Consider the following 24,829-nt stretch of genomic DNA (forward strand, 5'->3'; position numbering starts at 1 on the left):
TAGAGGCAAATTTGCCAAAAGCTCTCCTTAATTCTTTAATAGGAAGTCAGTTAATGCTTGGAGGCTTTTTCAGCGGCTTCTAATGTATTCATTAGAAGCATAGTAATAGTCATGGGGCCTACACCACCAGGGACAGAAGTAATCCATCCTGCCACGTATTTAGCGGCATCAAAGTCTACATCACCACAAAGCTTGCCATCTGGCAGGCGATTGATGCCTACGTCGATAACTACCGCACCATTTTTGACCATATCGCCAGAGATCATTTTGGGTTTTCCGGTAGCCACTACCAAGATGTCAGCGTCTTTAGTATGGTGGGCCAAGTCACGAGTTTTGCTATTGCAAATAGTCACAGTCGCGCCAGCTTGTAACAAAAGCATGGCCATGGGCTTACCAACAATATTGGATGCCCCAACAATCACAGCGCGAGCGCCACGAATAGGGTAATCAATGCTTTCTAAAATTTTCATGCAACCATGGGGTGTACATGGCTTGAATTCTGGCTGACCAACCATCAGTGCGCCAGCATTGGCGACGTGAAAACCATCAACATCCTTTTCAGGAGTCATCGCTTCCAGTACGCGTTCAGCGGCAATGTGTTCTGGTAGTGGTAGCTGCACTAAGATGCCATGAATTGCAGGATCTGCGTTTAAGGTGGCAATTCGCGCTAACAATTCTTCTTCACCTAGCTCAGCGGAATACCGTTCAAGGACAGAGTGGAATCCCACATCCTCACAGGCCTTAACTTTGTTACGAACATACACTTGGCTAGCAGGATTATCGCCAACTACGATTACAGCTAAACCAGGTCTTATCCCCTTGGCGGTAACAATCGCACCGCGTGCAGCAATTTCAGTACGCAGTTTTTTAGAAAGAGCGTTCCCGTCGAGTAGTTGAGCCGGCATCCTGAACCCTTGATATTAATTAGTCTGAGGTTCGGATAAAGCCAAGCGGAGCAGGTTTGCAACAGTATTGACGTTGAGCTTTTCCATAATGTTGGCACGGTGGGCTTCAACAGTCTTAATAGAAATGCCGAGATCATCTGCAATTTGTTTATTCAAGCGACCAGCAACAATGCGCTCAAGAATTTGACGTTCGCGGCCAGTGAGTTTACTTAGTAAGCTCTGCGTAATTTTGCGTTGGCTCGCTTGTGAAGAATCGACGCGTGCTTTTGCAAGCATACGATCCACCAAGCCACAGAGATCGTTGTCTTTGAAAGGCTTTTCAATGAAATCAACAGCGCCACGTTTCATCGTGGATACAGCCATTGATACGTCACCATGACCGGTTATGAAGGCAACTGGCATGGGTAAATTTTCACTTGTGAGGCGTTCTTGTAATTCTAATCCTGACATTCCTGGCATACGCACATCCAAAATGGCACACGAGATTGTTGACTTGTCTGTATGTTGTAAAGACTGCAAGAAACGCTCAGCGCTAGCATGACAACGCACAACATAACCATTGCTCTCTAATAGCCAAGTGAGTGAGTCTCTTACCGCTTCGTCATCATCAACGACATAGACAACTTCAGCTTGGTTTGGTTTTGTAGTGGCGCTTAAGTTCATATTAGTTCTCGCGAGGTAAACCTAAAAATTCAACATTAAATATCAGCCTTGGGATCAGGGGATTCCAAAGGAATCAGTATTGTAAAGGTGCAGCCAGCCAGGGATTCCGCCTCTAGCGTCAGTGACCTGGATTCTAAGCATAGCGGGAAAAATACTAGTGTCTAAATCCGCCTTAATATTGACTGGTGGAGCTGACCAGCGTGAAGAGAGAGGGTAGGCATCGCGAACGCTATCAAGGGAATTTTTGAGGAAATTCACAACAGCTTGCAAAATTAACACGGGGTCGAGATGAAGCACTGGTAGATTTTCAGCAACATCCGAAGTAATAGTTAGTCGATGACGATGGGCTTCAATTTCCACTAAACCAACGGCATCGTTAATGCATTCAGCAATGCAGGAATGCTTTACGCTGAGGTTCACTACGTTTTACAAACCCACGGATACGCTGAATGATGGTGCCTGCGCGATGGGCTTGCTCAGAAGCTTTTTCAAGTGCCGGTAGGCTTTCTTTAGTAATAGCAGAGCCAGGATCTATGGTTCCCTCTAAATGCCCTCTAAACGCTTGGCAACCCCCATGCAGTAATTGGAGATGGCAGACAGAGGTTGATTGAGTTCATGCGCCAAGGAGGAGGCCATCTCACTCATCGTTGTAAGGCGGCTTGTAAAAATTGCATGCGCTCTTGTTGCTGAAGTGCCAAATCATCTGCGCCCTTGCGGGCAGTAATATCCGTCGCAATTAACGGTTGCGCAAGGTGTCCATCAACTCAAGGTATGAAACGGCGCCGAACTTCAAACCATCTATTGCTGCCATCAGTTAATTGAATATTCTCAGACTCTGACTCTTGATAAAGGAAAGATGTAGGTATTCCATCGCGGATGTAATCTTGAAGGTCTTGTGCAATATTATGCAAGGTAGCAATTTCATCTTCTTGATGGGTTAACTGAAAGTGCCCCTTGGAATCATTGCCAAAATTTTCTCTGTAAAACCGATTTGCAAAAAGCAACTCATCAGTTTCAAGCGAGACTGCAGCAACCGCCGCATCCAGACCCTCTAAAACAGTGGTGAAACATTCTTGAGAGGCGGCTAACTCCTCGCGAATCTTTTTTGGCTCAGAAATATCAATTAAAGAGGCAACCTAACCAGTTTGCTTACTCTTTTCATTGATGAGTGGGGCGATAAAAGTTCGAGTCTGAATGAGTTTGCCGTCACGCCGAAGAATCACACCTTCAATGCCAATTTTCATGCTTCCAGAGATATCGGATTTCAGTGTTCGGTTCATTTTTTTATTAGCGCATCCCTTCTGTTGTCGGTCCAGCAAGGGAAGGGTGGAGTGAGACCTATCAATTCCTCAGGCGTCCATCCTGTCATCTCGCAAAAAGCGCGATTGACATAGGAATGCGCTTGTCCATGTCGTGGGCATGGATACCCACGGGGGTTGAGTTCTCCATCGCATTCCGACAACTCGTTTCAGTGCGTAGACTAGCTTCTGCCTCCTGGCGGACTTGCATTTGCTTTAAAACTGACCACAAACTCCATATCACGAATATGCACAGTCCCAGCACCACGCCAATCAACATTCTGAAAGTAAGATTGGTGGGCGGAGGGTAGTTGTTAATACGCAAAGTAATATTTGGGCTTAATACACCAATATCTAAGCTGGTTTGATTGCTAAAGGCTCTTTTAGGTGTATTTCTATCAGAAGAGATTGCCAATAGTTTTTCATTGTCTGTAATAAGAGTGAAGCGGTAATACGATTTGAGTTCCCCTGGTATTACATCTAATATGTCTTGGGTTGTATAGAGTGCAGCGATATAACCGACGATTTCCCCGCTTACAATATTAGGAACCACTTGCCAGAAAACAATTTTTTTTCTGCGGAGATAGCAGCATCGTTCGGAAGATTGAGGGAAATGAATTGGCTAAATGCCGAGCGACTAGTAACACGACTCAGCTCAATCATTGACAAGAGGTTGGCATGAATGACTTAGTCATTTTGTGTTTTACTCACCCAATCAAACCATTCGATTCGAACGATCTCATGATTGTTAACCACTAATTCTTCTGCTTGTTTACGCGTGATTTGCGTCAGCTTCACCTCTTGGCTAGAAGCAACTTCACGATTGATGGTGGCTAATGCCTCAAGATTATTTGCAAAGCGTGATTGAATGCGTTGCTTAGAAAACGAAAGCTCTCTAAATAGAGCTGCCTCTTATTGATTCTTCTTTTGTAAATGCAGTGTACCCAAAATAATGCCCATGACGACTGTAAAGAGCACGATTGCGAGAGATGGGGTGTAGACAAGCTTAAATCCGCGTATTTTGCGGAGCCCATCTAAAGGGGCTCAGGACTAAGCTGGAAAAGGCCGTAAATTTCATAAATAACGAACATTTTGTCCTATTTGAGGCATTTTAATTTGGTTTTTGACTAGTAAATCACTCTCTTATTTGCGCTGCAATAAAATACCATATTATGAGAAATACTATCATTATGCGGAAAATTGCTTGTTTACACCCATATATCTTCCTAGAATATTGTCTTGAGAGTTTTGGCATAGAACTATAGAGTTAATGACAAATTCAGCACTATTTAATGGAGACAAAAGATGGCAGCCGTTCCAGAACAAGTATTAGGTAAACAGAGTGCCCGGGACGCTGATCCTGGCGAAACGCAAGAATGGTTACAGGCGCTCGATGGCGTCATTCGTACTGAAGGGCCAGAAAGAGCTGCCTATCTGATCGATCAACAAATTTCTCATGCGCGGGTAAACGGGGTCGTTCAGCCTTTCCATGCAGAAACTCCATACATCAATACGATTCCGGTTGAGAATCAAGCGCGCTTACCGGGCGACCAAAACGTAGAGCATCGTATTCGTTCTTACACTCGTTGGAATGCTATGACGATGGTGTTACGTGCCAATAAAGACACCAATGTTGGTGGCCATATTTCCTCTTTCCAATCTGCTGCAACCTTATATGATGTTGGCTTTAATCATTTTTGGCATGCTCCATCTCCAGAGCACGGTGGAGATTTGATCTTCGTACAGGGTCACTCAGCTCCAGGTGTTTATGCCCGCGCGTATATGCTCGGACGCCTCGAAGAAGATCAACTGAATAATTTCCGTCAAGAAGTCGGCGGTAAGGGCATCTCTAGCTATCCTCATCCTTGGTTGATGCCTGATTTCTGGCAGTTCCCAACAGTCTCAATGGGTTTAGGTCCCATCATGGCAATTTATCAAGCCCGCTTTATGAAATACCTCGGAGATCGTGGTTTTATACAAGAGCAAGGTCGTAAAGTCTGGGCATTCTTAGGTGATGGTGAAACTGATGAGCCAGAATCTTTGGGAACAATTGGTATGGCCGGTCGTGAAAAGCTCGATAACCTGATTTTTGTAATCAACTGTAACTTGCAGCGCTTAGATGGCCCAGTGCGCGGTAACGGCAAAATTATTCAAGAGCTCGAGAGCGAGTTCCGTGGCGCTGGCTGGAATGTCATTAAGGTGGTGTGGGGCGGTCAATGGGATGCCTTATTTGCTCGCGATAAAAAAGGCATCTTGATGCAACGCCTTGGCGACATCGTTGATGGTCAATATCAAACAATGAAGTCTAAAAATGGTGCTTACGTTCGTGAGACGGTTTTTAACACCCCAGAGTTAAAGGCGTTAGTAAGTGACTGGAGTGATGATGAGATTTGGCAGCTTAATCGTGGTGGCCATGATCCACATAAAGTCTTTGCAGCTTTTCACGCTGCAGTCAATCACAAAGAGCAGCCGACCGTTATTTTGGCTCACACCATTAAAGGTTACGGTATGGGGGGTTCAGGTGAGGCGATGAATATTGCGCATCAGGCTAAGAAGATGAATGCCGATGACGTACGTCGCTTCCGTGATCGCTTTGAGATTCCAGTCAAAGATGAGCGGTTGGATGAAATGCCATTGGTGAAGTTTGCCGAGGGTAGTCCAGAATTGGAGTATATGAAAGCGCGTCGCCAAGAGCTGGGTGGTTATTTGCCTCAGCGTCGTACCAAAGCTGAAAGCTTGCCTGTTCCCGCCTTAGATGCATTTGCGCCATTACTCGAAGCAACTACCGAAGGGCGCGAGATCTCAACGACGATGGCTTTCGTGCGCATGCTCAACACTGTAGTGCGCGACAAGGTAATCGGTAAATGTGTAGTGCCGATTATTCCAGACGAGTCCCGTACGTTTGGCATGGAGGGCATGTTCCGTCAATTGGGTATCTGGAATCAATTGGGTCAGCTGTACACACCTGAAGATCATGATCAATTGATGTTCTATAAAGAGGATAAGACTGGGCAAATTCTGCAAGAGGGTATTAATGAAGCAGGCGGTATGTGTGATTGGATCGCCGCCGCCACTTCATACTCTACCCATGGTGTGCCGATGCTACCTTTTTATATCTTCTATTCCATGTTTGGTTTCCAGCGTATTGGAGATCTCGCTTGGGCTGCGGGTGATATGCGGAGCCGTGGTTTCTTGTTAGGCGGAACCGCTGGTAGAACTACTCTGAATGGTGAGGGCTTACAGCATGAAGATGGTCACAGCCATTTATGGAGCGGTGCAGTACCAAATTGCATTAGTTTTGATCCGACATTCTCATTTGAATTAGCAGTTGTCATTCAAGACGGTATGCGTCGTATGCTGGAAGTTCAGGAGGACGTGTATTACTACGTCACCTTAATGAATGAAAACTATGCTCACCCAGTAATGCCGAAGGGTGCTGAAAAAGACATCATTAAAGGAATGTATAAACTCAAATCCGTTGGCGATGACAAAGCTAAATTGCGTGTTCAGCTCTTAGGATCTGGTACGATCTTCCGAGAAGTCATTGAGGCTGCTGAGATTCTGCACACAGACTGGGGTATCGCTTCAGACTTATGGGGTTGCCCAAGCTTTACTGAACTTGGTCGCAATTGGAATGCGGTACATCGCAATAATCTCTTGAATCCAACGGCAGCGCCAGCTTTATCTCATGTTGAGAAGTGTCTGAAAGACACGGCCGGTCCAGTCATTGCTGCAACTGACTATGTCCGTTTGTTTGCCGAGCAAATTCGTCCAGCGATTCAACATATGGGTCGTCGCTATGAAGTGCTCGGTACCGATGGCTTTGGTCGTTCCGATACCCGTGAAAAACTTCGCGACTTTTTTGAAGTAGATCGTCGTTGGGTAGTCCTCACTGCTTTGAGATCCTTAGTCGATTCTGGCCAGTTGGATCGCTCTAAATTAGCAGAAGCCATCAAAAAGTACGACATCGATGCTACTAAACCAAATCCTATGACGGTTTGATGAGAGACAAATACTATGAGTCAAACAATTGAAATCAAAGTCCCGGATATCGGTGACTATAAAGACGTACCCGTGATTGAAGTCTTAGCCAAGGCTGGAGATCGGATTGAAAAAGAACAATCCATCGTCGTTTTGGAATCAGACAAGGCTACGATGGACGTTCCTTCGTCGCACTCTGGTGTCGTGAAAGAAGTCAAAGTCAAGGTCGGTGACAATCTCTCTGAAGGGTCTGTTGTTATAATTTTGGAAGGTGGCGCATCAAGTGCTGCTACTCCCGTTCCTGCTACCCCAGCAGCAGCGCCTACGGCAAAAACAGTTGAGCCGTCGATTCCGCGTGCACCAGCACCGCCTCCGATTAGCAATACACCTCCGCCTGTAGGTTCTGCAGGCAGTCATGCGAGCCCATCAGTGCGTAAATTTGCGCGTGAGCTAGGCGTCACAATTTCTCAAGTCAAAGGATCGGGGCCTAAGGGCCGCATTACCCAAGAGGATGTTCAAGCATTTGTGAAGGCTGCCATGAGTGGTGGTGCAGGTAGCCCTGCTGCCGCTTCTAGTGGTGGTAGTTTGGGCGGCTTGAATCTCATTCCTTGGCCTAAGGTGGATTTCACAAGGTTTGGCGAAATTGAGCGTCAGCCTCTGAATCGAATCAAGAAACTAACCGCAGCTAATTTAGGCCGTAACTGGGTCATGATTCCAGCAGTGACCTATCACGAGGATGCCGATATTACCGATTTAGAGGCTTTCCGTGTTCTGACTAATAAAGAGAATGAAAAGAAGGGCATCAAGATCACAATTCTGGCCTTCTTAATGAAGGCCGCAGTGGCTGCGCTGAAAAAATATCCAGAGTTCAATAGCTCATTGGATGGCGACGATTTGATCCTCAAAAAATACTTCAATATTGGCTTTGCTGCTGATGCTCCAACAGGTTTGGTTGTACCAGTCATTAAAGACGCTGATAAGAAAGGCATTTTTGAGTTAGCAAAAGAAACTTCAGAGCTGGCAGCACTTGCTCGTAATGGCAAATTAAAGCTAGATCAGATGCAGGGTGCAAGCTTTACGATTTCTTCTCTAGGGGGTATTGGTGGGACTTACTTCTCACCAATCGTCAATGCTCCTGATGTGGCGATCTTAGGCGTAAGCAAAGCCGCAATGAAACCTGTATGGGATGGTAAGCAATTTGTGCCACGTCTGATTTGCCCATTGTCATTGTCTGCTGATCATCGTGTCATCGATGGTGCTTTAGCAACTCGCTTTCATGTATATATTGCTGAGCTCTTAGCTGACTTCCGTCGCGCTAGTCTATAAGGGGATCTATGGCTAAGCAAACGATCCTCGTTCCGGATATCGGTGACTACTCAGATGTTCCAGTAATTGAAGTGCTTGTGAAAGTAGGGGATGTCATTGACAAAGAGCAGCCCTTATTGGTTCTCGAGTCCGACAAGGCAACCATGAAAGTGCCAGCGGATGCTGCAGGCACGGTAACCAGCATTGCAGTGAAGTTGGGCGATAAGGTCAGCAAAGATTCTGTGATTGCTGAAATTGAGGCGAGTGGTGCATCATCAGTTGCTACGCCTGCTCCAGCTGCAGCTTCAGTGCCGACCTCGACTCCAGCAGTTGTCGCAGTTGCAGCAGCTCCAGTAGCAGGGCAGTACAACGGTAAGGTGGATCATGAGTGCGAAGTCTTAGTGCTTGGCGCTGGTCCTGGTGGCTATAGTGCTGCATTCCGCAGTGCTGACTTAGGCATGAATACCGTTCTAGTAGAGCGCTATCCAACTTTGGGCGGAGTTTGCTTGAACGTCGGCTGCATTCCTTCTAAAGCATTACTACATACAACTGCTGTCATGGATGAAGTCAAGACTATGGCTAAGCACGGCATTACTTTTGGCGCACCGAAGATCGAGATTGATCAATTGCGTGGCTATACAGAATCTGTCATCGCTAAGTTGACGGGTGGTCTTGCTGGTATGGCAAAGGCCCGTAAAGTAAAAGTCGTTCGCGGTCTGGGCAAGTTCTTGGACGCAAACCATGTTGCGGTTGACTTAACGGACGGCAGTGGTCAAGATCTCACTGGTAAAAAAGAAGTGGTACGTTTTCAAAAGGCGATTATTGCTGCTGGTAGTCAGCCAGTGAAATTGCCTTTCTTGCCAGCGGACCCCCGTATTGTTGATAGCACAGGCGCACTGTTACTTAAGAGCATTCCAAAACGGATGCTGGTGATTGGTGGAGGCATTATTGGCTTGGAGATGGCTACCGTTTACAGCACACTCGGCTCTCGCATTGATATTGTCGAAATGATGGATGGCTTAATGGCTGGTGCTGACCGCGATTTAGAGAAAGTCTGGGAGAAATTCAATGCCGGACGTTTTGAAAAAATCGTGCTTCAGACTCGTGCCGCAAAATCTGAGGTAAAGCCTGACGGAATTCAGGTGAGTTTTGAAGGTGAAAATGCGCCAGCAGAACCTCAGACATATGACTTGGTATTGGTAGCGGTTGGAAGAACACCGAACGGTAAGAAAATCAATGCAGGTAAAGCAGGGGTTCAAGTTGACGAGCGTGGCTTTATTCCGGTTGATAAACAAATGCGAACCAACGTTCCCAATATTTTTGCGATTGGTGACTTAGTGGGTCAGCCGATGCTGGCTCATAAGGCGGTGCATGAAGGTCATGTGGCCGCAGAAGCTGCCGCTGGTGAAAAAGCCTATTTTGATGCAAAACAAATTCCATCAGTCGCTTACACGGATCCAGAAGTAGCATGGGCAGGTCTGACAGAGGAGCAGTGTAAAGCACAAGGTATTGCGTATGAGAAAGGCTTGTTTCCATGGGCAGCAAGTGGACGTGCGATTGCTAATAGGCGCGATGAGGGTGTCACAAAGCTCATATTTGATGCAACTACCCATCGCATGATTGGTGGTGGCATTGTTGGGACACACGCCGGAGATTTAATTGGCGAGGTATGTTTGGCTATTGAAATGGGTGCAGATGCTGTGGATATTGGAAAGACAATTCATCCGCATCCAACCCTAGGCGAATCAGTTGGTCTCGCAGCTGAGGCGGCTCATGGTCATTGCACTGATTTGCCACCGGTGAAGAAAAAGTCTTAAGCGAGGGTAGGCTTAGATTCATCGCAACAAAGAGTACAGAAAAAGCCACGAGAACAGTATCTGAGCGCTATGAAGATTCGTTTGCGCAACATCTACTGCATGCTTAACTGTCTTCTGACAGGTTTCAAAAACATTGTTGGCAGAAGCAATGTTTTAGCCTGCTTGAAATTCTTGTTTGGCAGACTGAGTAAAGTTGTTTTGTGTCTCGTGAGCCAACTCATATAAATGGCGACTATAAGCCATAATTTTTTCTGCCATTGGCTGAAGAACTGCTTCAGCTTGATGTGCGAGTAGTTGCTGAATATCTTTTGCCTCTAGGGCTTTTTTAGCGCTGTTCATGCTATCGCTCAAGCTTTGTTTTGCAAAATGCATATTGAGTTCAACGAATTTTTCAATACTTTGCAATGCTTGATTGGTTAATCCGCTCAAAGGCTCTAAATTTGCTTTTTGTGCGGCTGCAATTTGTTCTGGAGTTAGGTTCATGTCTATTCCTTCCGATTTACTAGTTTCTTTATTCTGGATTTTAGGCTACAAACTAAAGTACTCTCTTTGCATCGTTATAGGACATTTATGTTGCGTTGCAACATATGCAGAGGGGTGCTCAAGTATTAATTGAGCATTTGGAAAAGCGCCTAAAGCGATAGATTAAGCCAAAAAAATCAATTATTTCAGCAAGTTACCCATGCAGTTTTCTCTAGACAATGCCATCGCCCCAATATTTGTACTAATTTGGAGCACGGGCTTTGTGATCACTCGTTTAGCGATGCTATTATATATTGAACCTGCAACCTTTTTATTTTGGCGCTTTGCCGGGGTTCTGGCGGCGATGGCAGCACTGAGTCTTGCTTGGAAGAGCACTTGGACCCAGTTGGTCGCAAATCAAGCACATTGCGATTGCCGGCATTTTGCTTCAGTTTGGGTATTTGTTAGGTGTTTGGTTCGCCATCAGCTTGGAAATGACTGCAGGTTTGGTGGTCATCATTGTAGACTTACAGCGTATTGTTACAGCATGGTTTGCAGCCTGGATCTCAGAAAAAGTAACGCAGCGCCAGTGGGTTGGTTTAGGATTTGATTTTGCTGGAGTGGCCTTGGTGGCCTTGGAGAAGATTAGCTTTGCACACATTCCTATTGCTAGCTATATTTTGGCTTTCACCGCATTACTTTTAAGGTGCTGCGACTAAAGTTTCTAGTCTCTTGTATTTGACTCCACCAACAACAGCTTTCATGGCCTATCTATTGGTGGTGCTGGTTAATCCTCGTCAAAACAATACTGTGGCAATTATCGCAGAGTAGTCTAGCAAAGACTGATGAATTCAGGGAAGTAAATAATCTAGTTTGGGGCAAATAAAACCGTTATGACCTCAGAAATTAATTATCATTCCGTATGTTGAAAGTTTTGGAAGGTATTTTGGGATGCGTTTGAATCGAATTTGGCTTTTTACTTTGGCAGTTTTTTTTGCGTTTGGCGTCTTCATCAATACGCCTGCCATTGCCGCCAATAAAGAAAAGCAGCAAACCAAATCTACTGCTAAAATAAACTCAAAGACAACGTCTAAAACTGCCAAGAAGTCTAAAACTGTCCGTGTAACAGTGATTCGTTCTGCCCAGCCTGTTGTTCCAGCGAGACCATCTCTTGCAACCGCATTGGGATTGCGTGGTCAACACGATCACCTCAATCTAAAGTCTAGTGTTGCAATGGTGGTTAATCAAGATACTAAAGAAGTGTATTTTGAAAAGAATCCCTCGGTAAGTTTGCCAATTGCCTCCATAACAAAGTTAATGACAGCAATGGTTGTTTTAGATGGAGAGCAACCTTTAGATGAGACCTTAGTGATTGATTCTGAAGATGTGCAGAGTGATCGCAGCTCTCGTTTGGCAGGTGGTACCGTATTAACTCGCGAGGAGGCCTTGCTGTTGGCATTGATGTCCTCTGAGAACCGCGCTGCTTATACCTTGGGAAGAAATTTCCCGGGCGGGGTTCCATCATTTGTGGCTGCCATGAACCGCAAGGCAAGAGAACTAGGAATGGACCACTCTCATTTTGCTGACCCAACTGGACTCATGAGTGAGAACGTTGCTACCGCTGAAGATCTGACGCGCATGTTAGGCGCGGCTTATCAATACAAAATGATTCGCGAGTTTTCAACATGGCCAGCTTTAACTATGGTCATTGCTAAACGTCCGCAAAAGTTTTTGAACACAAATCACTTGGTGCGCTCTGGTGATATGAATATTGGTTTGCAAAAAACGGGCTTTATTAATGCTGCTGGAAAATGTTTAGTGATGCAAGCAAGGGTCAATAACACGCCGCTTTTATTGGTCTTCCTGGATGCTGTTGGAACGCAATCCCGTTTTGCTGATGCCGTACGAGTTCGTGATTGGTATGAACGCATGCCACCTGGTGCGCAATCGATTCGTCGACTGATGTGATACAGAACTAAAAAACTATGCTGTCGAGCCTGGTTCGGCAGACATGGCCTTATAGCCCATGCCCTTAGAGATTTGTAAGGCAGTTTCTTGTAAAGCACGCAGCTAAAAACAGCTGACCCCTAGTTTAAGCTCTTCATCATCGCGTGCACTTGATTAAGTTCAGTCTCTAGTTTCCCTGAGACGGTAATGCTGTTGCGGGTGTGACCAGATAAACCGGTGCGAGTTACATAAGCACGCACTTGGCTTGTGGATCATCGCTAGCCAAAAAGAGTTTGCCAACTGAGGTGAGGTCTAAGGGTGCGCGCCCACCGATAGCACGAACAACTTGCATGCCTGAGCGTTCACTATATGCGCGATCAACATAAATGATTTCATCGCCCTGACGCACAGACAGCCGTGCCTTGACTAGATTACCGAGTTCCAGAAGTTTTAAGCCAAGACGATAGGTGCCGCCCCGCGCCATCGCCACGCTCTACAAGTCGGCATGCCACCATAGCATTCAGAATCCGATGGGCGGTGGAGGGGTGCAGGCCAGTTAATTCAGCGAGACTCTTAAGCCTGCTAGATTCTTCTAGTTCTGCGAGAGCATCAAGCAAGTTCATCATGCGCTCTACTACCTAGATGGCAGTTTTGCCATCTGCACCGGTAGCTTTCGAGGTTTTGACAGTTTTACTTGAAGTCAAGTGAAATTGCATATTATGCAATCTGATTTTATTAAGCTGGACTGCTCAATCAGGGCCTTATTCAGGCTGTCTTAGTGCCTTAGCGCATTTGTTTACTAGGTCAGGACCGCGGTAGATCAGGCCACTATAGAGCTGGACTAAGCTGGCACCTGCCATTATTTTTTGTCTTGCATCAGATCCAGAGAGGATCCCTCCCACGCCGATGATCGGTAAGCGATTACCCAAGCGAGCGTTTAAAGCTTTTATCACTATATTTGAAGCAGCGCGCATGGGCGCACCCGATAAACCACCCGCTTCAGAGCTAAATTCCATTCCTTGTACCGCTTCTCGAGAGATGGTGGTATTGGTAGCAATTACTGCATCCATACCAAATTCCAATAAAAGATCGGCAATCAGATTAATGTCATGAGGATCTAAGTCAGGCGCAATCTTGAGGAAGAGGGGTTTCCTGACGCCATATTGATCTGATAATCGCTTTCTTGCTTCATCTAAGCTGCTCAGTAATTCGCGAAGCATTTCTTCGCCCTGTAGGGCGCGAAGATTTTGAGTATTGGGTGATGAGATGTTGACGGTAATGTAGCTAGCAATTTCATAAACGGCTTCCATTGCCAAAATGTAATCGCGTGAACCCTCTTCAATAGGGGTGCTAGCATTCTTACCAATATTCATGCCTAAAACGCCACCGCTTTGCCAAAATTGTGAGCGTCGTACTCTTGCTACGCAAGCTTCAACACCTTCGTTATTAAATCCCATGCGATTAATGATGGCCTGAGCCTCGGTTAAGCGGAACATGCGTGGCTTGGGATTGCCAGGCTGTGGTTTAGGAGTGACCGTGCCGATTTCTAAAAACCCAAATCCCAATGCAGCAAGTGCATCAATGTGTTTACCATCTTTATCTAAACCAGCGGCTAGACCAACTGGGTTGGGAAACTCAATGCCACAGAGTATTTGAGGATCGTGAATAGACTTAGTAACAAGGTGATCCAATAATCCCCAGCGCTGCGCGCGATCAAGATTGCTTAAGGTAAGGTTATGCGCCTTTTCAGGGTCTAGGCAAAAAAGCCAGGGGCGTAACAGTGAATAACGATCGATCATGAGTGCATATTATGACTCAGACAGTGCTGCCAATGATCATCAATCAGACCTTCCATCGGCTGGTATTTGTCTTTGTAAGACATCTTGTCACTCATCCTTGATAAATAACCAAGGTAAAGATAGGATAAGCCAAGGAGACGTGATTGTTCGATTTGTTAAAGAATAATGCTGAAGCTACCATAGCTGGCGTTGGGGTGAGAGGTGTCGTAAAAGGTGTAAACAGAGGAGATGCCTTGTTCCAGGATGTCGATCATGCTTACCATGCGTAATCTCCCTGGATGAATATCATGAGGACCATCCCGAAACTCCACCATGCGGGAGTTCACACGATTCTGCAATAAAAACTGCATGTACTGATCTTGATCATCGCTATCCATATCGCCACCTGCATGTCGTTCTGTTTGATAGCGTTGATATAGTTGATAGTGTTACCTCCTGGTAGCCAAGATTGAGAACGGTTACTTCAAGCCCAGCATGTTTTTTTGAGCACGATGTTGACTGCGGGTTGGGGTAAATTGATTTACTAAAATGCGCGTTGCAATACAGGGTTTGCATTCATCACAGTAAGGACGGTAGATATATAAACCGCTGCGTCTGAAGCCTGCATTCAATAAGTCGCCGTAAACATCGGCATGAATCAGATGAGATGGTGTGGCCACTTGTGACCGAGCCATTCTGTTGGGCAGATAGCTGCAGGCGTAAGAAGCCGTTGCATAAAATTGTAGGGTTGTGAAAGGAAGTTCTTTAAGCTAGTTCAATGCTCACATTGACTTACCAAATGATATTTACTTCGCTGGCATGTCCATGTCAGGAAAATCCCTAGTTGATCGTATACGGACCATCAAATCCGCCTTAAAAGATAGTGCTGAATCATGAAGTTGATCTTTATGGACAGCTTTGTGGTGATTGAGGAAATCTCTCGCATCCAAAGAGAGAAGATTGCTGCAGGAAGCAAGGCTTTAATGAAGAGCAGAGCTAAAGTCTTTGTATGGGATATTAGTGGCGTTAGTGCAATGGATACTGAGGTTTCCAATCAACTCATCAAAATTACTGAGGCAACGCAGTTAATGGGTTGTGAGACGATGATTCTTTGGTTGAATTAGGCATCAGCATTAGTGAAGTGAAAACCACCGCCACTGTGAGAGACTTTTTCGAGCGTGCTCTCAAGGTGGTAGGAGTTGATCGATAACTACTTGGCAATACTCATTAATACTCAGCCATAGAATTGATTCATGTCTAGTACAAACTCTTCGAGCGTTGTTGCAACGAAAGTAAAAAACTGTCTGGCGGAGGGCTTGAAGAGGTACGCAGAGTCGTCCTGAGGGATGTCCACGAAAAGGGCTGCCTCACAGTATCATTTTTGAAATGTCAGCCTTGAAATTCATGGACACTACTGAATTTGAGGGTTTAAAGACTGGTTCTGAGATGACTTCTATTTTGGGTGCTCAATCCATGTTTGTGGGAATACAGCCCGGGATTGTCTTACACCTGATTGCCAATCATACGCAAACAACGGGCTTAAGTGCTGCTCTTGATTTGAATGAAGCACTTGAGAAGCTGGGAATCACCGATGCCGCATCAAGAAATTAAGTCAAAGCCGGAAACCACCGTATTTCTGTTAAGTGATATGACGGACGTGCAAATTACAGTGAGTCGAGTGATAAATCCCTTATTCATAAAAGACGCCTCTTCAATTGATCGGTCTCTTATCGGCACTATGGTCTCAGAGTTAGCTACGAATATTATTAAGTATGCAGGTAGGGGTCTAATTCGGATGGCTTAAGTAAAGGGCGATAGAACCTTAGATATTGAAATGTGGGCTGAAGATAAAGGTCCCGGCATTGCAAACATTTCAATGGCGATGAAAGATTATTTCACAACGGGTAACACTCTTGGTCTTGGTCTACCTGGTGTAAGACGTATGGCCGATGAATTTGCTATGGAGTCTGAGTCAGAGGAAAACATGATTGTATATGTTCGAAAGCGTATACGCGGCAATAAAAATGACATTGATTTAACTAGATCAATCAGTTCAATTGAAAAAAACCGATAGAAGAAAAACATGCCTTATATGACGTGGGTGTATACAACCGTCCCATTCCTGGAGAGCATGTTTCTGGAGATGCAATATTAGTCATTGATTTTAAGGGCTCTCTGCTATTAGAGATTGCGGATGTATCTGGTCATGGACCAAAATCGCATGAAGTTAGCGCAATGATTTCTAAATACATTGCAGACAATGTTTGCAGAGATCTATCGGTTTTGATGACTGGCTTACATAAGGTGTTAGTTGGAACTCTTGGCGCAGCGGCTGGATTGCTATTACTTGATATTGCTTCACAAACATTTCAATCTCTTGGTATCGGGAATACTGGAGCTAATCGCTGTGTTGGTGAATTCTGGAATTTTGATGATGTGGACCGACGGTATTTCAGATCATGCGGGCAATCAATTTGTTCGATACCCTGTTTATGAGTCAGCAGAAAAGATTGCCTACAGCCTAGTGAGCCAAAGGAATCCAGCTGGCTGCAGCAGAGCTCGAAGCGGTCTGTAAAGATAAAGCAAGTCCTCCACAAATCCACAAGCGCTTCTCTCTAAGGTTGTTCTGGAATTAGAGCCTGTTATTGCCAGTTTAGAGGGTATGATTGCTAGTACTGCGGGCGAAAGTACGCAAAGGGGTGCAATTAATCCAGCAGAATTCCAGAGCAAATTACATCTACTCAAATCATCGCTATTAGAGGAGAGCGATCGAGATGCTGTGGACTGCTTAAATGAAATTTTGGAGCAAGCCCATGCCGACCCGATCGCTTTACAGTTAAAGCAGGTCATGAAAAGCATCGAAAATTATGACTTTGACCAAGCTTTAGAAAATTTCAAGCAAGTTCAGCTGTAGCCAATAGCGCTTATCAGCAATAATCCATCAGTTTTGCCGCGATAACGGTAAACTCCATCTTTCGTGAGCATCCCACGACATTTTGAGCAAAAGTTTGCAAAATCCTTTAGAGTGTGCATGTGCTCCAGAGAAAATTTGGGAAGCAAATAGAGATGACGATTGCCGATGTCAAGCCTTTTGCTGCAACGACTCTGTCAGTGCAGCTGAAAAAACAGTGGCGGACTTACCTATGAAGGTGGATTTGTGCAAAAGCCTGGATGGACATGGAAGACCCCATACGGCGCTGCTGCAAAAGATCTAGAACCGGCAAAGTTCATCTTAATCAAAAAGAAGCAGAGATGGTGTGTCGTTACTACAGTAAACGCTTGCCGACCAACTCCCTCACATTGTCTGAGGGGCTGTGGTGATTACAAAGGTCGAGCGCCTGCAGGCGCTTTAAACCGTGGAACTGGACATGTGCTCGCAGGAAGCACTAAACCCGGTGTCAATGGTCTGCATGACATGGGGGTAATGTCTGGGAATGGACTTCTACCAAAAGAAATGGTGGTTTCATTACCCGTGGCGCCTCTTGGTGGTATGGGCGGGAAAGGCAGCAGAGGAATCAGACGTGGAGTCTAAGCCAGGCGATATCGCCGTCGTTTATATTGGATTTCGGTGCGTGGCTGATGCTGTGAAACAATAGGGGATGATTAGTTCCGCTGTAGAGACATCTGAGATTGAAATTACCTCCGATTACCAGACAGTAATCGAAGCCATTGAACGCCAAGACCCTTATATATTTGTCAGCGGTAAAGCGGGCACTGGTAAAACAACTTTAATCGGTTACCTCCGAGAAACCATTCCTGGAAATGTCGTTGTAGTTGCTCCTACTGGAGTAGCGGCACTACAAGTTAAGGGGGCGACAATTCATTCATTTTTCCGCCTACCACCACGCTTAATTTTTCCCGAAGAGGATATTAAGCCGCTGCGGAATAAGCGACTCTACAAAGATATCTGTTTGCTCATCATCGATGAGATTTCGATGGTACGAGCAGATGTTGTCGATGCCATGGATCTATTTCTGCGTGAAAATGGACCGCAAAAAGGAAAGCCTTTTGGCGGAATTCAGGTGGTGTTTGTGGGTGATTTATTCCAATTGCCTCCAGTCGTTTCAAGTGCAGACATGGAGGTATTGGCAAACCGAGGGTATGAAGGACCTTATTTCTTCTGCGCAATGGCATTACATCGCAAAGACGTCACGATGGTCGAGCTCTCGAAGATCTTTCGTCAAAAGGATGAACACTTTGCCAGTTTGCTTAATCGCATACGTATTAATCAAGATGTCGATGAAGCTATCGATACCTTAAATGCGCAGTGCTTTCGCCAAGATGTTGAAGTTGATGAACATACGATTACTTTGACAACGACTAATGCACGCGCAGATCAAATTAATGGTGCAGGATTACGAGCTATTGCCACTGAAGCTAAAGTCTACGTTGGTAAATCTACCGGAAAATTTAATGTCGATGCGCGTAACTTGCCATCACCGAATAATCTTGTCCTGAAGGTTGGAGCCAAGGTGATGTTTACGGCAACTGACCCAGGATTTCCAAAGCGTTGGGTGAATGGCACTATTGGGGTGGTGCGTAAGTTATTGCCAGATAAAGTAAAAGTGGTGGTGCAAAACGGACCTTATGCTAATACAGTCGAAGTGACCGGTCACCAATGGGAATCTTACCGCTACGATCACGACATGATGTCAGGAAAAATTTCACCAAGCATTGTTGGCACTTATGTGCAGATTCCTCTTATGCTAGCTTGGGCAGTTACAATTCATAAGAGTCAGGGTAAAACTCTCGATAAAGTAAAGGTAGACCTCTCATCGGGAGTCTTTGCGTCAGGGCAGGTGTATGTAGCGCTGAGTCGTTGCAAAACAATTGAAGGTATTTCTTTGCAAAGGCCGATCGAACCACGGGATGTGAGTTGTGATCAAGAGATCAAGCGTTTTTATCTTAACTGCTTACCTGCAACTTAAGTGTGTCCGAGCGCTCTTAATCCTTCAACTACGTTTGACGGCATTGATGCCTCAACAGTCAAATTACCTAAATCATCAATTCGCCAACGTGGTACGTCTGAGCAAGCTTGAGGATTAAGATATTCATCTACAAAGCGCATCACAAACTGAATATGTCCTTGGGGCTGCATATTGTCGTCCATCACACCAAACGCCATTGTCGGTTTGCCATCCTTGGTGAGGATGGCCGGCAGGATTGTGTGAAAAGGGCGCTTACCGGGCGCAACTTGATTTGGATGACCATCTTCTAAGCGGAAGCGCATGCTTATTCTCGATGACTACGGCTTGGCCGAGAGACTCTCCAAGCGGGGCTGAAATACTTCGTGCAAAGACATCGGTTGATCCTCCAGTAGGGAAGGAGGGAATCATTTGAATCGGTTTTTTTGGCCAGTCAGTATTCGGGTGCCGATGTGCTGGCATTCGCCAGGCCTAGAGTCAGGTCGATACCAAGTACAAAATACGATTGATTTCGTTGTATGCGAGTTTCATATGAGCCTTTATGAGTATTTCTGTACGAGTTTTCGTATGAGTTTTAATTTCTAGTGCGTTTCTGCTAAGCGCTTGCCAGCCCAGGTGGAAAAGGAAACGCCATTGCCACCATAGCCAACGGCATACCAAATATTTTACTGAGGATCGGGTCGAGTAATGCGAGGCATCATATTGTGACTCACGTCTACCCAGCCCCACCATGAATAATCGATTGCAATACCAGTTAGTGGTGGAAATTTACGAGCAATTGCATCCGTTAGTAATTTCAGATGCTCTGGTGAGTTGGCGTCAGCGCCACTGATTGAACTGCGGCTCCCTAATTGCAGTCGATTATCTTTAAGAAGGCGGTAATAGAAGCGAAGGGTGCGGGTATCTGTTATTTCTGTTCGGATCTTCCCTTCATTTTGAATGATAAGCCATTTTTTCTGGGCGATGTGCTACATAGAGATGTCCACCATCTGTGGCGTCGCAATTAATTTGACTTGTTAGATCCTTGAAATTTTCAAATCCAGAGAATATTTCTCGGTCTAATTTTTTTGCAGTATCTAATCCCCAACGATCAATCCATTGGGAGCGCGATAGTCGACCGCTAGCATTCTGCCTTTGTCCGCCGCTCCGACTGGAGCATCCCCCCGAGGTTTGGTTGGCCTCCAGAATAACCGCTTGTATGCCATGTTCTTGAGCTCAATATAGTGCCGTAGAGACACTAGTTGACCCTGAACCAATCACCACAACTTCTGCCTCTAAGTTTCCATTAACAGGGCCGGCCATCTGTATCGGGCGGTATACCTGCGCTTGCTACCCAATAGCTCGGCTCATATCCGGGGTTAGAGGAGAGGTAAGTGGGTTGTATAGCGGATCGTATCTCGTGAGGATTCAGTCTAGGGCATTCCTCATTATTTTGCTGCTGGTAAGTGCAGCCGCTTCTTGCGGCAGGCATTTTTCAATTGAATCTTACCGTTCTTAAAAGTGAAGATATCAACACCACCGTCCGCCTCTACTCGTGCCCCGTCAAGAGCGGTTCCAACAAAGGGCCATTCAGAAACACCAAAGTTCCCGTGGACAAAATGTCGGTCATTAATCCACTGTGCATTTGGAAAATTTAGCCAAGCACTTTCAAAAGCCACGTTTACTGCTCCCATACCAACGTGTCGTACACCACAAGCATCTGGACCGGCTGCAGCGTGAAATACGCAGTCATCGCTCATAAAACTCATTAGGGCATTAATGTCATGTCTATTCCAGGCTGCGCTAAATTCTTCTGCCAAAGTAGCTACCGAAACTTCATCATTAAAAGGCACAATAGGTTCGATCAAGAAAAAAATATTTGAGACCAGTATGAACAGCACCGCATCTAAGTCGATTGACATGTCAGCCTATTGGCTGCCATTTACTCCAAACCGCTACTTTCAACATTACCCTAAGATCATGCAGTCAGCCAAGGGTGCTTACTATTTTGACGATCACGGAAGAAAGTTATTCGACGGCCTATCAGGACTATGGTGCTCCCCATTGGGGCATGTTGAGCCACGTATTGGGGCCGCTATCCAAAAACAGTTTGAGTCAATGGATGACTGTCCAGCTTTTCAGATGGCTAGTGAAACTACTTTCAGTCTCGCCAATCGAATTGCTCAGATGGCGCCTAAAGGATTGGACAAGGTATTTTTCACTAATTCAGGAGAGAATCTCAAGCGCAATAAAGTCTGTGGCAGCTATTCTACTGGCGGAAGCCGAGGTATTCGCACCTCCGAACAGTATGTTCGCAAGAGCGGTGCTGCTGCGCGCATGATGTTAGTTCGGCAAGGTATCTGTTGCTGCTTCGCAATTAGAGGTGCCCCTAAAAGATTCAAAAGAGTGGAATCTAATTGGTAAGTCAGTTAACCGTATTGACGGTACAGCCGATAAAGTAACAGGTAGATAGGTATATGCCATTGACCTAAAGTTACCTGGCATGTTGGTGGCCAATATCAAGCAGTCTCCCGTTTTTGGTGGCAAAGTGAAAAGTTACGATGCTGCGAAAGGGCAATCAATGAAGGGTGTAAAGAAGGTGGTTCAGGTGGGTGATTCTGCAGTTGCGTAACCTTATTCCCAACGCCAACAATCCAGTTGTGAAAGGCTATGCAGGACGATCCATTATTCAATCCTGCTATGTTTTGGGTGGGTGATGGAGAGTCTCTCTGGCAGCAAAAGTTAGGTCCGCAAAATAAGTCATGCAGCTCTTGTCATGGCGACGTAAAAAAATCGATGCCTGCATTAGCATACGCGAGCAAAGATCTTTTGGCATGGTCAGCGCTCATCGCCTTTCAATCTCAATCCCCAGGCGTTCGGCCTTAGAGAATTAGGATTCTTCGATTAATCAGAAAAGACAACAGAGATTGCGCCATTAATTAGTACACGATCATGCAAGTGGTAACGTAAAGCCCTTGATAAAACAGTACGTTCTAGATTTCGACCCTTGCGAACTAAATCATCTGGCGTATCCCCGTGGGTTACTCGAGTAACGTCTTGCTCAATAATTGGGCCTTCATCTAAATCACGAAGTGTGCAGTCGCACCAATTAACTTAATACCACGAGCATGAGCTTGATGATAGGGCTTGGTGCCTTTAAAGCTAGACAAGAAAGAGTGATGTACGTTGATGCAACGGCCAGATAGTTTGGTGTAACGGGGCAGGTGGAGAGAACGGAATATCAGCAAAGTCGATGCTGGTATATACTTCTCGAGGGTAATTGGAGACTATGCCGAAAATAATCATTGGTCATTCACCAACGATACAGTCAGTCTACGAGACAATGGTCTAGCTTTGATGCCATGATTAACCCGCGCTTAAGATCTTTGACGGCACGTAATGCCCAGGTAATCGCAAAGCGATTGGCGATTGCTAAAAATCCTGCTCTCAAGTTATCGACACTGGCAGGACAACTAAAGCTCACACGCATAAAGAAGCGTTTTGATGCCTTGTCATCAAACTGTTGTGCTTCTTCAATATCCCCGCCTTGTTCAAAAATATAGGTAGCGACTGCATCAACGATGCCAGGTTTATTGGGGCAGGTGATGGTCAGATATTAATTTTCGTTGGCCATATTAAATCGAGGATAGATGAATCATAAAATTTATTTTAGTCTGATCGGTGCATAGACCGCATAAGTAATTCAGTTATTACTTGGAGGGGTCTGAAATTATATCCGCTGGACTTCTTAAGGGTTCGCTTTTGTCAGTTACGGTTGGCAATATCCCCTCAATACAGATGGGCTTTGAAGCGATGATAGTGAAAAAACTACACTCTTTCTTTGTGGCTGCAGATGCAGCATGCTCCAAGGGAGATTTGCTCTTAGCGGCTAGGCTTGCCGCAGTACCCGGATTAGCAACTACGGCCGTTCCGGCTGTGTTTACTGCTTATAAGGGGCTTATTATACTGCGAGTAGTCCCCGCGCAGTACTGATGGCCGCTAATGGTGCAGCACATCCCGCTAAAAATCCGAGAGTGCTAATAACTACGGCAATCCAAATATAAGGGCTTATACGCGAAACAATAGCTTATTTAGCTCGACAAGCAACATTGAAGACTCCAGCGGCCCATGAACCATTTTCGATAGTTTCAAATACGCTATTAGGAGTTTTTTGATCAAATACAACTTTACCTTTTCCTTGTTGTTCGGCAAAGAGTTTAAATTCAATTGGGCGATATTGTCCGCTAGAGCAGTCATACTCATTTAACCCAATAATCGAATTCACTACTTCTTTAGTTTGCGGATCTTGCCCCGGCTTTTTAAAATCTAACATTGATATGATTTGCGCTTTCCCATCGTGGGTTTGTAGTGTAGCTGTATCAACATACACAACGGATAAATCATTTTGTCCCAATTCTTGCCAAGCAGCTGACGCATTTCTGCTAATAAGGGCTGTAATAGTAATAGCTAGAAAGGTGATAAGTGATTTCATGTAAGTGGAGTCCTAAGAGGTGACTGTGAAGATCCGTTGGTATTTTAAACGGCTATCCCTACTATGCCAATATTGCTGAAATATTTACTGATTGCTTAACTCAAGCTGGCGATTTACTTTTTCTGGCTTCATTTGTAATGGCAGAGACTGATTATTGGCCCATAAAGAGTTTAAATTGCGATAAAACTTACTTTGCACCCAGCCTGATTGACCTGTTTGATAAATGAAGAGCGATCTTTCAAGATCTGACAAATCATAGATGGTAGGCAAACTTGGCGCCTGTGTAGTCTTTGATAGGGATTATTGGTTTGCAGAAGCTCAAGGCGCCCAACGTTTACCGTAAAGCTATCACCTGGGAAGGGCGTACGAATATTAAAGCGATTTCTGAGTAGTGGAACTTTACTAAAAGGACGATGTGCTGAGATGGCGATATGCGCGTTGTCCCAATTCCATGCTGAAGGATCGTTGCCATAGGCATTACTTAGGTAGTCTAACGCTTGATCCAGTGCGTTATTTGACGATTCTTGACAGGTCTCCACTTGTTCAGTCTTTGGATCATCACACCAAAGACTATTCGGGTTTTGCGCTTGATTGAGAAGTAAGGCGCGATCGTTACGTGACCCATAATTTTCGCTAAATAAATAATTCAATCTAGAAAATAGATTGCGCGTCAGCTGGTCAGCCCATGCATGAAAAATCAGCGCGTCTACGCTATCAACTTTCATGTCACCATCAAAGCTACGGCCTATCTCCATTGCTTTTGCATTTAGTGGATGAGGGGATTGGCTGGACTTAAATAGGTCTAATAGAGGGGTGGCACCAAGTGATAAGGTATCCCCTTGCATGACCTTCATATCATCCAGTGAATGAACTGATTTGGACTGAATTAAATCTACTATGCGATGAAACCGCGTAGGCATTTCCCAATCGCCTGTGAGAGGGTTGGGATCATTAACCGAAATGATTTTTTGATTAGCGGTGGCAAGCCAGCCTTGCTCGGGATTGTGGTTCGCGGGAAGTTGTTCGAACGGAACATAGATAGCCATTCCATTCCAGTTATACTGTTTCTCCCAGCCAGGCGCTGGTGCTACGCCGTATCAGCCATGATGCAGAGTGCTTTTTGGGGCAACCCCAGGGGCCTGATAGGCAATATTACCTTCGATATCTGCGATTCCTATGTTTTACATAGGAGCGTAATTTTTTCGCAGCGCTTCTTTAAATTGATCCAGATCGGTGATCTCGGTTCATATCCAATAAGCCCACTACGGATTGGTTAT

27 protein-coding genes and 5 pseudogenes are annotated in these 24,829 nt (G+C 45.3%); 15 read left to right on the plus strand and 17 right to left on the minus strand.

Going from position 1 to position 24,829, the window contains the following annotated elements; translation table 11 throughout:
- Window positions 1–50: 50 nt before the first annotated feature.
- The 6 genes from folD to DXE31_RS10565 all read right to left on the minus strand — a co-directional run bounded on the left by folD (window position 51) and on the right by DXE31_RS10565 (window position 3,419).
- Window positions 51–905 carry a bifunctional methylenetetrahydrofolate dehydrogenase/methenyltetrahydrofolate cyclohydrolase FolD gene (gene folD, locus DXE31_RS07515; RefSeq protein ID WP_114698358.1) on the minus strand — a complete coding sequence of 285 codons (855 nt, stop codon included), beginning with the start codon at window positions 903–905 and terminating at the stop codon, window positions 51–53.
- A 15-nt stretch (window positions 906–920) separates the two neighbouring features.
- Window positions 921–1,568, minus strand: coding sequence for a response regulator transcription factor (locus tag DXE31_RS07520; protein ID WP_114698359.1), 648 nt, complete (start codon window positions 1,566–1,568; stop codon window positions 921–923).
- A gap of 54 nt (window positions 1,569–1,622) precedes the next feature.
- Complete coding sequence (locus tag DXE31_RS10545) at window positions 1,623–1,988, minus strand: sensor histidine kinase (RefSeq protein WP_197712195.1); 366 nt, start codon at window positions 1,986–1,988, stop codon at window positions 1,623–1,625.
- Window positions 1,989–2,332: 344 nt separating this feature from the next.
- Window positions 2,333–2,572: a hypothetical protein gene (locus DXE31_RS10550; RefSeq protein ID WP_197712196.1), complete on the minus strand. Its 240-nt coding sequence runs from the start codon at window positions 2,570–2,572 to the stop codon at window positions 2,333–2,335.
- 272 nt (window positions 2,573–2,844) lie between these two features.
- Window positions 2,845–2,937, minus strand: a complete 93-nt coding sequence (locus tag DXE31_RS10560) for a hypothetical protein (RefSeq protein WP_197712198.1) — start codon at window positions 2,935–2,937, stop codon at window positions 2,845–2,847.
- Window positions 2,934–3,419 carry a hypothetical protein gene (locus DXE31_RS10565; RefSeq protein ID WP_197712199.1) on the minus strand — a complete coding sequence of 162 codons (486 nt, stop codon included), beginning with the start codon at window positions 3,417–3,419 and terminating at the stop codon, window positions 2,934–2,936. Before DXE31_RS10565 ends, DXE31_RS10560 begins: the two co-directional genes overlap by 4 nt.
- Window positions 3,420–4,171: 752 nt before the next feature.
- Here DXE31_RS10565 and aceE point away from each other — a divergent pair.
- Genes aceE through lpdA form a run of 3 tightly spaced genes read left to right on the plus strand, consistent with a single transcriptional unit; the run spans window position 4,172 to window position 9,969 of the window.
- Window positions 4,172–6,868, plus strand: a complete 2,697-nt coding sequence (gene aceE / locus DXE31_RS07530; protein ID WP_114698360.1) for a pyruvate dehydrogenase (acetyl-transferring), homodimeric type — start codon at window positions 4,172–4,174, stop codon at window positions 6,866–6,868.
- A 15-nt stretch (window positions 6,869–6,883) separates the two neighbouring features.
- Window positions 6,884–8,173 (plus strand): dihydrolipoyllysine-residue acetyltransferase, encoded by a 1,290-nt coding sequence (aceF, locus tag DXE31_RS07535; protein ID WP_114698361.1) that lies wholly within the window; start codon window positions 6,884–6,886, stop codon window positions 8,171–8,173.
- Between the two features lie 8 nt (window positions 8,174–8,181).
- A complete protein-coding gene (gene lpdA / locus DXE31_RS07540; protein ID WP_114698362.1) occupies window positions 8,182–9,969 on the plus strand; it encodes a dihydrolipoyl dehydrogenase in 1,788 nt (595 codons plus the stop codon).
- Between the two features lie 153 nt (window positions 9,970–10,122).
- Here the strand turns inward: lpdA and DXE31_RS07545 are convergent, their stop codons facing one another.
- On the minus strand, window positions 10,123–10,452 hold the full coding sequence (locus DXE31_RS07545) for a phasin family protein (protein WP_197712200.1): 330 nt from the start codon (window positions 10,450–10,452) through the stop codon (window positions 10,123–10,125).
- Window positions 10,453–10,811: 359 nt separating this feature from the next.
- Between DXE31_RS07545 and DXE31_RS11585 the strand changes: the two genes are divergently transcribed.
- Both DXE31_RS11585 and DXE31_RS07555 read left to right on the plus strand, forming a co-directional pair.
- Window positions 10,812–11,150 carry a hypothetical protein gene (locus DXE31_RS11585; protein ID WP_231969469.1) on the plus strand — a complete coding sequence of 113 codons (339 nt, stop codon included), beginning with the start codon at window positions 10,812–10,814 and terminating at the stop codon, window positions 11,148–11,150.
- A gap of 232 nt (window positions 11,151–11,382) precedes the next feature.
- Window positions 11,383–12,399 (plus strand): serine hydrolase, encoded by a 1,017-nt coding sequence (locus DXE31_RS07555; protein WP_114698363.1) that lies wholly within the window; start codon window positions 11,383–11,385, stop codon window positions 12,397–12,399.
- A gap of 108 nt (window positions 12,400–12,507) precedes the next feature.
- Here DXE31_RS07555 and DXE31_RS07560 read toward each other — a convergent pair.
- From DXE31_RS07560 to DXE31_RS07570, 3 genes and pseudogenes are all read right to left on the minus strand, one after another.
- Window positions 12,508–13,004, minus strand: a pseudogene (locus tag DXE31_RS07560) (IclR family transcriptional regulator); the annotation flags it as partial.
- Window positions 13,005–13,139: 135 nt separating this feature from the next.
- A complete protein-coding gene (locus DXE31_RS07565) occupies window positions 13,140–14,177 on the minus strand; it encodes a quinone-dependent dihydroorotate dehydrogenase (protein WP_114698364.1) in 1,038 nt (345 codons plus the stop codon).
- Window positions 14,174–14,926: pseudogene (locus tag DXE31_RS07570) on the minus strand (arginyltransferase); the annotation flags it as partial. The pseudogene DXE31_RS07570 and the gene DXE31_RS07565, both read right to left, overlap by 4 nt.
- Before the next feature lie 123 nt (window positions 14,927–15,049).
- On the opposite strand from DXE31_RS07570, the gene DXE31_RS07575 reads away from it, so the two are divergent.
- The 7 genes from DXE31_RS07575 to DXE31_RS12180 all read left to right on the plus strand — a co-directional run bounded on the left by DXE31_RS07575 (window position 15,050) and on the right by DXE31_RS12180 (window position 19,084).
- On the plus strand, window positions 15,050–15,280 hold the full coding sequence (locus DXE31_RS07575; protein WP_114698365.1) for an STAS domain-containing protein: 231 nt from the start codon (window positions 15,050–15,052) through the stop codon (window positions 15,278–15,280).
- A gap of 280 nt (window positions 15,281–15,560) precedes the next feature.
- On the plus strand, window positions 15,561–15,767 hold the full coding sequence (locus DXE31_RS07580; protein ID WP_162785572.1) for an STAS domain-containing protein: 207 nt from the start codon (window positions 15,561–15,563) through the stop codon (window positions 15,765–15,767).
- Window positions 15,768–15,990: 223 nt separating this feature from the next.
- On the plus strand, window positions 15,991–16,230 hold the full coding sequence (locus tag DXE31_RS07590; RefSeq protein WP_114698368.1) for an ATP-binding protein: 240 nt from the start codon (window positions 15,991–15,993) through the stop codon (window positions 16,228–16,230).
- A gap of 23 nt (window positions 16,231–16,253) precedes the next feature.
- On the plus strand, window positions 16,254–16,652 hold the full coding sequence (locus DXE31_RS07595; protein WP_114698369.1) for a hypothetical protein: 399 nt from the start codon (window positions 16,254–16,256) through the stop codon (window positions 16,650–16,652).
- 166 nt (window positions 16,653–16,818) lie between these two features.
- A complete protein-coding gene (locus tag DXE31_RS07600) occupies window positions 16,819–17,070 on the plus strand; it encodes a hypothetical protein (protein ID WP_114698370.1) in 252 nt (83 codons plus the stop codon).
- A 243-nt stretch (window positions 17,071–17,313) separates the two neighbouring features.
- Window positions 17,314–17,688, plus strand: a complete 375-nt coding sequence (locus DXE31_RS07605; RefSeq protein ID WP_114698371.1) for a hypothetical protein — start codon at window positions 17,314–17,316, stop codon at window positions 17,686–17,688.
- Window positions 17,689–17,755: 67 nt separating this feature from the next.
- On the plus strand, window positions 17,756–19,084 hold the full coding sequence (locus DXE31_RS12180; protein WP_114698372.1) for an ATP-dependent DNA helicase: 1,329 nt from the start codon (window positions 17,756–17,758) through the stop codon (window positions 19,082–19,084).
- On the opposite strand, the gene DXE31_RS07615 is transcribed toward DXE31_RS12180, so the two are convergent.
- The 3 genes and pseudogenes from DXE31_RS07615 to DXE31_RS07630 form a co-directional block, all read right to left on the minus strand.
- A complete protein-coding gene (locus DXE31_RS07615) occupies window positions 19,081–19,386 on the minus strand; it encodes a gamma-glutamyltransferase (protein WP_415077917.1) in 306 nt (101 codons plus the stop codon). The genes DXE31_RS12180 and DXE31_RS07615 overlap by 4 nt on opposite strands.
- A gap of 285 nt (window positions 19,387–19,671) precedes the next feature.
- Window positions 19,672–20,488, minus strand: a pseudogene (locus DXE31_RS11600) (NAD(P)/FAD-dependent oxidoreductase); the annotation flags it as partial.
- Between the two features lie 20 nt (window positions 20,489–20,508).
- Window positions 20,509–20,982, minus strand: coding sequence for a nuclear transport factor 2 family protein (locus tag DXE31_RS07630; protein WP_114698373.1), 474 nt, complete (start codon window positions 20,980–20,982; stop codon window positions 20,509–20,511).
- Window positions 20,983–21,040: 58 nt separating this feature from the next.
- Between DXE31_RS07630 and DXE31_RS10570 the strand changes: the two genes are divergently transcribed.
- From DXE31_RS10570 to DXE31_RS12510, 3 genes are all read left to right on the plus strand, one after another.
- On the plus strand, window positions 21,041–21,484 hold the full coding sequence (locus DXE31_RS10570) for an aminotransferase class III-fold pyridoxal phosphate-dependent enzyme (RefSeq protein ID WP_197712201.1): 444 nt from the start codon (window positions 21,041–21,043) through the stop codon (window positions 21,482–21,484).
- A gap of 85 nt (window positions 21,485–21,569) precedes the next feature.
- Window positions 21,570–21,692, plus strand: coding sequence for a hypothetical protein (locus DXE31_RS12185; RefSeq protein ID WP_269460602.1), 123 nt, complete (start codon window positions 21,570–21,572; stop codon window positions 21,690–21,692).
- A gap of 68 nt (window positions 21,693–21,760) precedes the next feature.
- Window positions 21,761–21,946 (plus strand): hypothetical protein, encoded by a 186-nt coding sequence (locus tag DXE31_RS12510; protein ID WP_331852040.1) that lies wholly within the window; start codon window positions 21,761–21,763, stop codon window positions 21,944–21,946.
- Window positions 21,947–21,964: 18 nt separating this feature from the next.
- Here the strand turns inward: DXE31_RS12510 and DXE31_RS13110 are convergent.
- The 4 genes and pseudogenes from DXE31_RS13110 to DXE31_RS11610 form a co-directional block, all read right to left on the minus strand.
- A pseudogene (locus DXE31_RS13110) lies at window positions 21,965–22,673 on the minus strand (formyltetrahydrofolate deformylase).
- 474 nt (window positions 22,674–23,147) lie between these two features.
- On the minus strand, window positions 23,148–23,552 hold the full coding sequence (locus DXE31_RS07655; RefSeq protein ID WP_114698376.1) for a surface-adhesin E family protein: 405 nt from the start codon (window positions 23,550–23,552) through the stop codon (window positions 23,148–23,150).
- A gap of 84 nt (window positions 23,553–23,636) precedes the next feature.
- Window positions 23,637–23,822 carry a penicillin acylase family protein gene (locus DXE31_RS12190; RefSeq protein WP_331852012.1) on the minus strand — a complete coding sequence of 62 codons (186 nt, stop codon included), beginning with the start codon at window positions 23,820–23,822 and terminating at the stop codon, window positions 23,637–23,639.
- A 104-nt stretch (window positions 23,823–23,926) separates the two neighbouring features.
- Window positions 23,927–24,598: pseudogene (locus DXE31_RS11610) on the minus strand (penicillin acylase family protein); the annotation flags it as partial.
- Window positions 24,599–24,829: the final 231 nt, after the last annotated feature.

The sequence above is a fragment of the Polynucleobacter necessarius genome, from assembly GCF_900095185.1.
Lineage (GTDB): Bacteria > Pseudomonadota > Gammaproteobacteria > Burkholderiales > Burkholderiaceae > Polynucleobacter.

Excerpts from the sequence above, each read along its gene's own strand:
- folD (WP_114698358.1), bottom strand. The coding sequence starts at position 905 with ATGCCGGCTCAACTACTCGACGGGAACGCTCTTTCTAAAAAACTGCGT.
- DXE31_RS07520 (WP_114698359.1), bottom strand. The coding sequence starts at position 1,568 with ATGAACTTAAGCGCCACTACAAAACCAAACCAAGCTGAAGTTGTCTAT.
- DXE31_RS10560 (WP_197712198.1), bottom strand. The coding sequence starts at position 2,937 with ATGACAGGATGGACGCCTGAGGAATTGATAGGTCTCACTCCACCCTTC.
- aceE (WP_114698360.1), top strand. The coding sequence starts at position 4,172 with ATGGCAGCCGTTCCAGAACAAGTATTAGGTAAACAGAGTGCCCGGGAC.
- aceF (WP_114698361.1), top strand. The coding sequence starts at position 6,884 with ATGAGTCAAACAATTGAAATCAAAGTCCCGGATATCGGTGACTATAAA.
- lpdA (WP_114698362.1), top strand. The coding sequence starts at position 8,182 with ATGGCTAAGCAAACGATCCTCGTTCCGGATATCGGTGACTACTCAGAT.
- DXE31_RS07545 (WP_197712200.1), bottom strand. The coding sequence starts at position 10,452 with ATGAACCTAACTCCAGAACAAATTGCAGCCGCACAAAAAGCAAATTTA.
- DXE31_RS07555 (WP_114698363.1), top strand. The coding sequence starts at position 11,383 with ATGCGTTTGAATCGAATTTGGCTTTTTACTTTGGCAGTTTTTTTTGCG.
- DXE31_RS07565 (WP_114698364.1), bottom strand. The coding sequence starts at position 14,177 with ATGATCGATCGTTATTCACTGTTACGCCCCTGGCTTTTTTGCCTAGAC.
- DXE31_RS07575 (WP_114698365.1), top strand. The coding sequence starts at position 15,050 with ATGAAGTTGATCTTTATGGACAGCTTTGTGGTGATTGAGGAAATCTCT.
- DXE31_RS07580 (WP_162785572.1), top strand. The coding sequence starts at position 15,561 with ATGGACACTACTGAATTTGAGGGTTTAAAGACTGGTTCTGAGATGACT.
- DXE31_RS07590 (WP_114698368.1), top strand. The coding sequence starts at position 15,991 with ATGTGGGCTGAAGATAAAGGTCCCGGCATTGCAAACATTTCAATGGCG.
- DXE31_RS07600 (WP_114698370.1), top strand. The coding sequence starts at position 16,819 with ATGATTGCTAGTACTGCGGGCGAAAGTACGCAAAGGGGTGCAATTAAT.
- DXE31_RS12180 (WP_114698372.1), top strand. The coding sequence starts at position 17,756 with ATGATTAGTTCCGCTGTAGAGACATCTGAGATTGAAATTACCTCCGAT.
- DXE31_RS07615 (WP_415077917.1), bottom strand. The coding sequence starts at position 19,386 with ATGCGCTTCCGCTTAGAAGATGGTCATCCAAATCAAGTTGCGCCCGGT.
- DXE31_RS07630 (WP_114698373.1), bottom strand. The coding sequence starts at position 20,982 with ATGTCAATCGACTTAGATGCGGTGCTGTTCATACTGGTCTCAAATATT.
- DXE31_RS10570 (WP_197712201.1), top strand. The coding sequence starts at position 21,041 with ATGCAGTCAGCCAAGGGTGCTTACTATTTTGACGATCACGGAAGAAAG.
- DXE31_RS12510 (WP_331852040.1), top strand. The coding sequence starts at position 21,761 with ATGTTTTGGGTGGGTGATGGAGAGTCTCTCTGGCAGCAAAAGTTAGGT.
- DXE31_RS07655 (WP_114698376.1), bottom strand. The coding sequence starts at position 23,552 with ATGAAATCACTTATCACCTTTCTAGCTATTACTATTACAGCCCTTATT.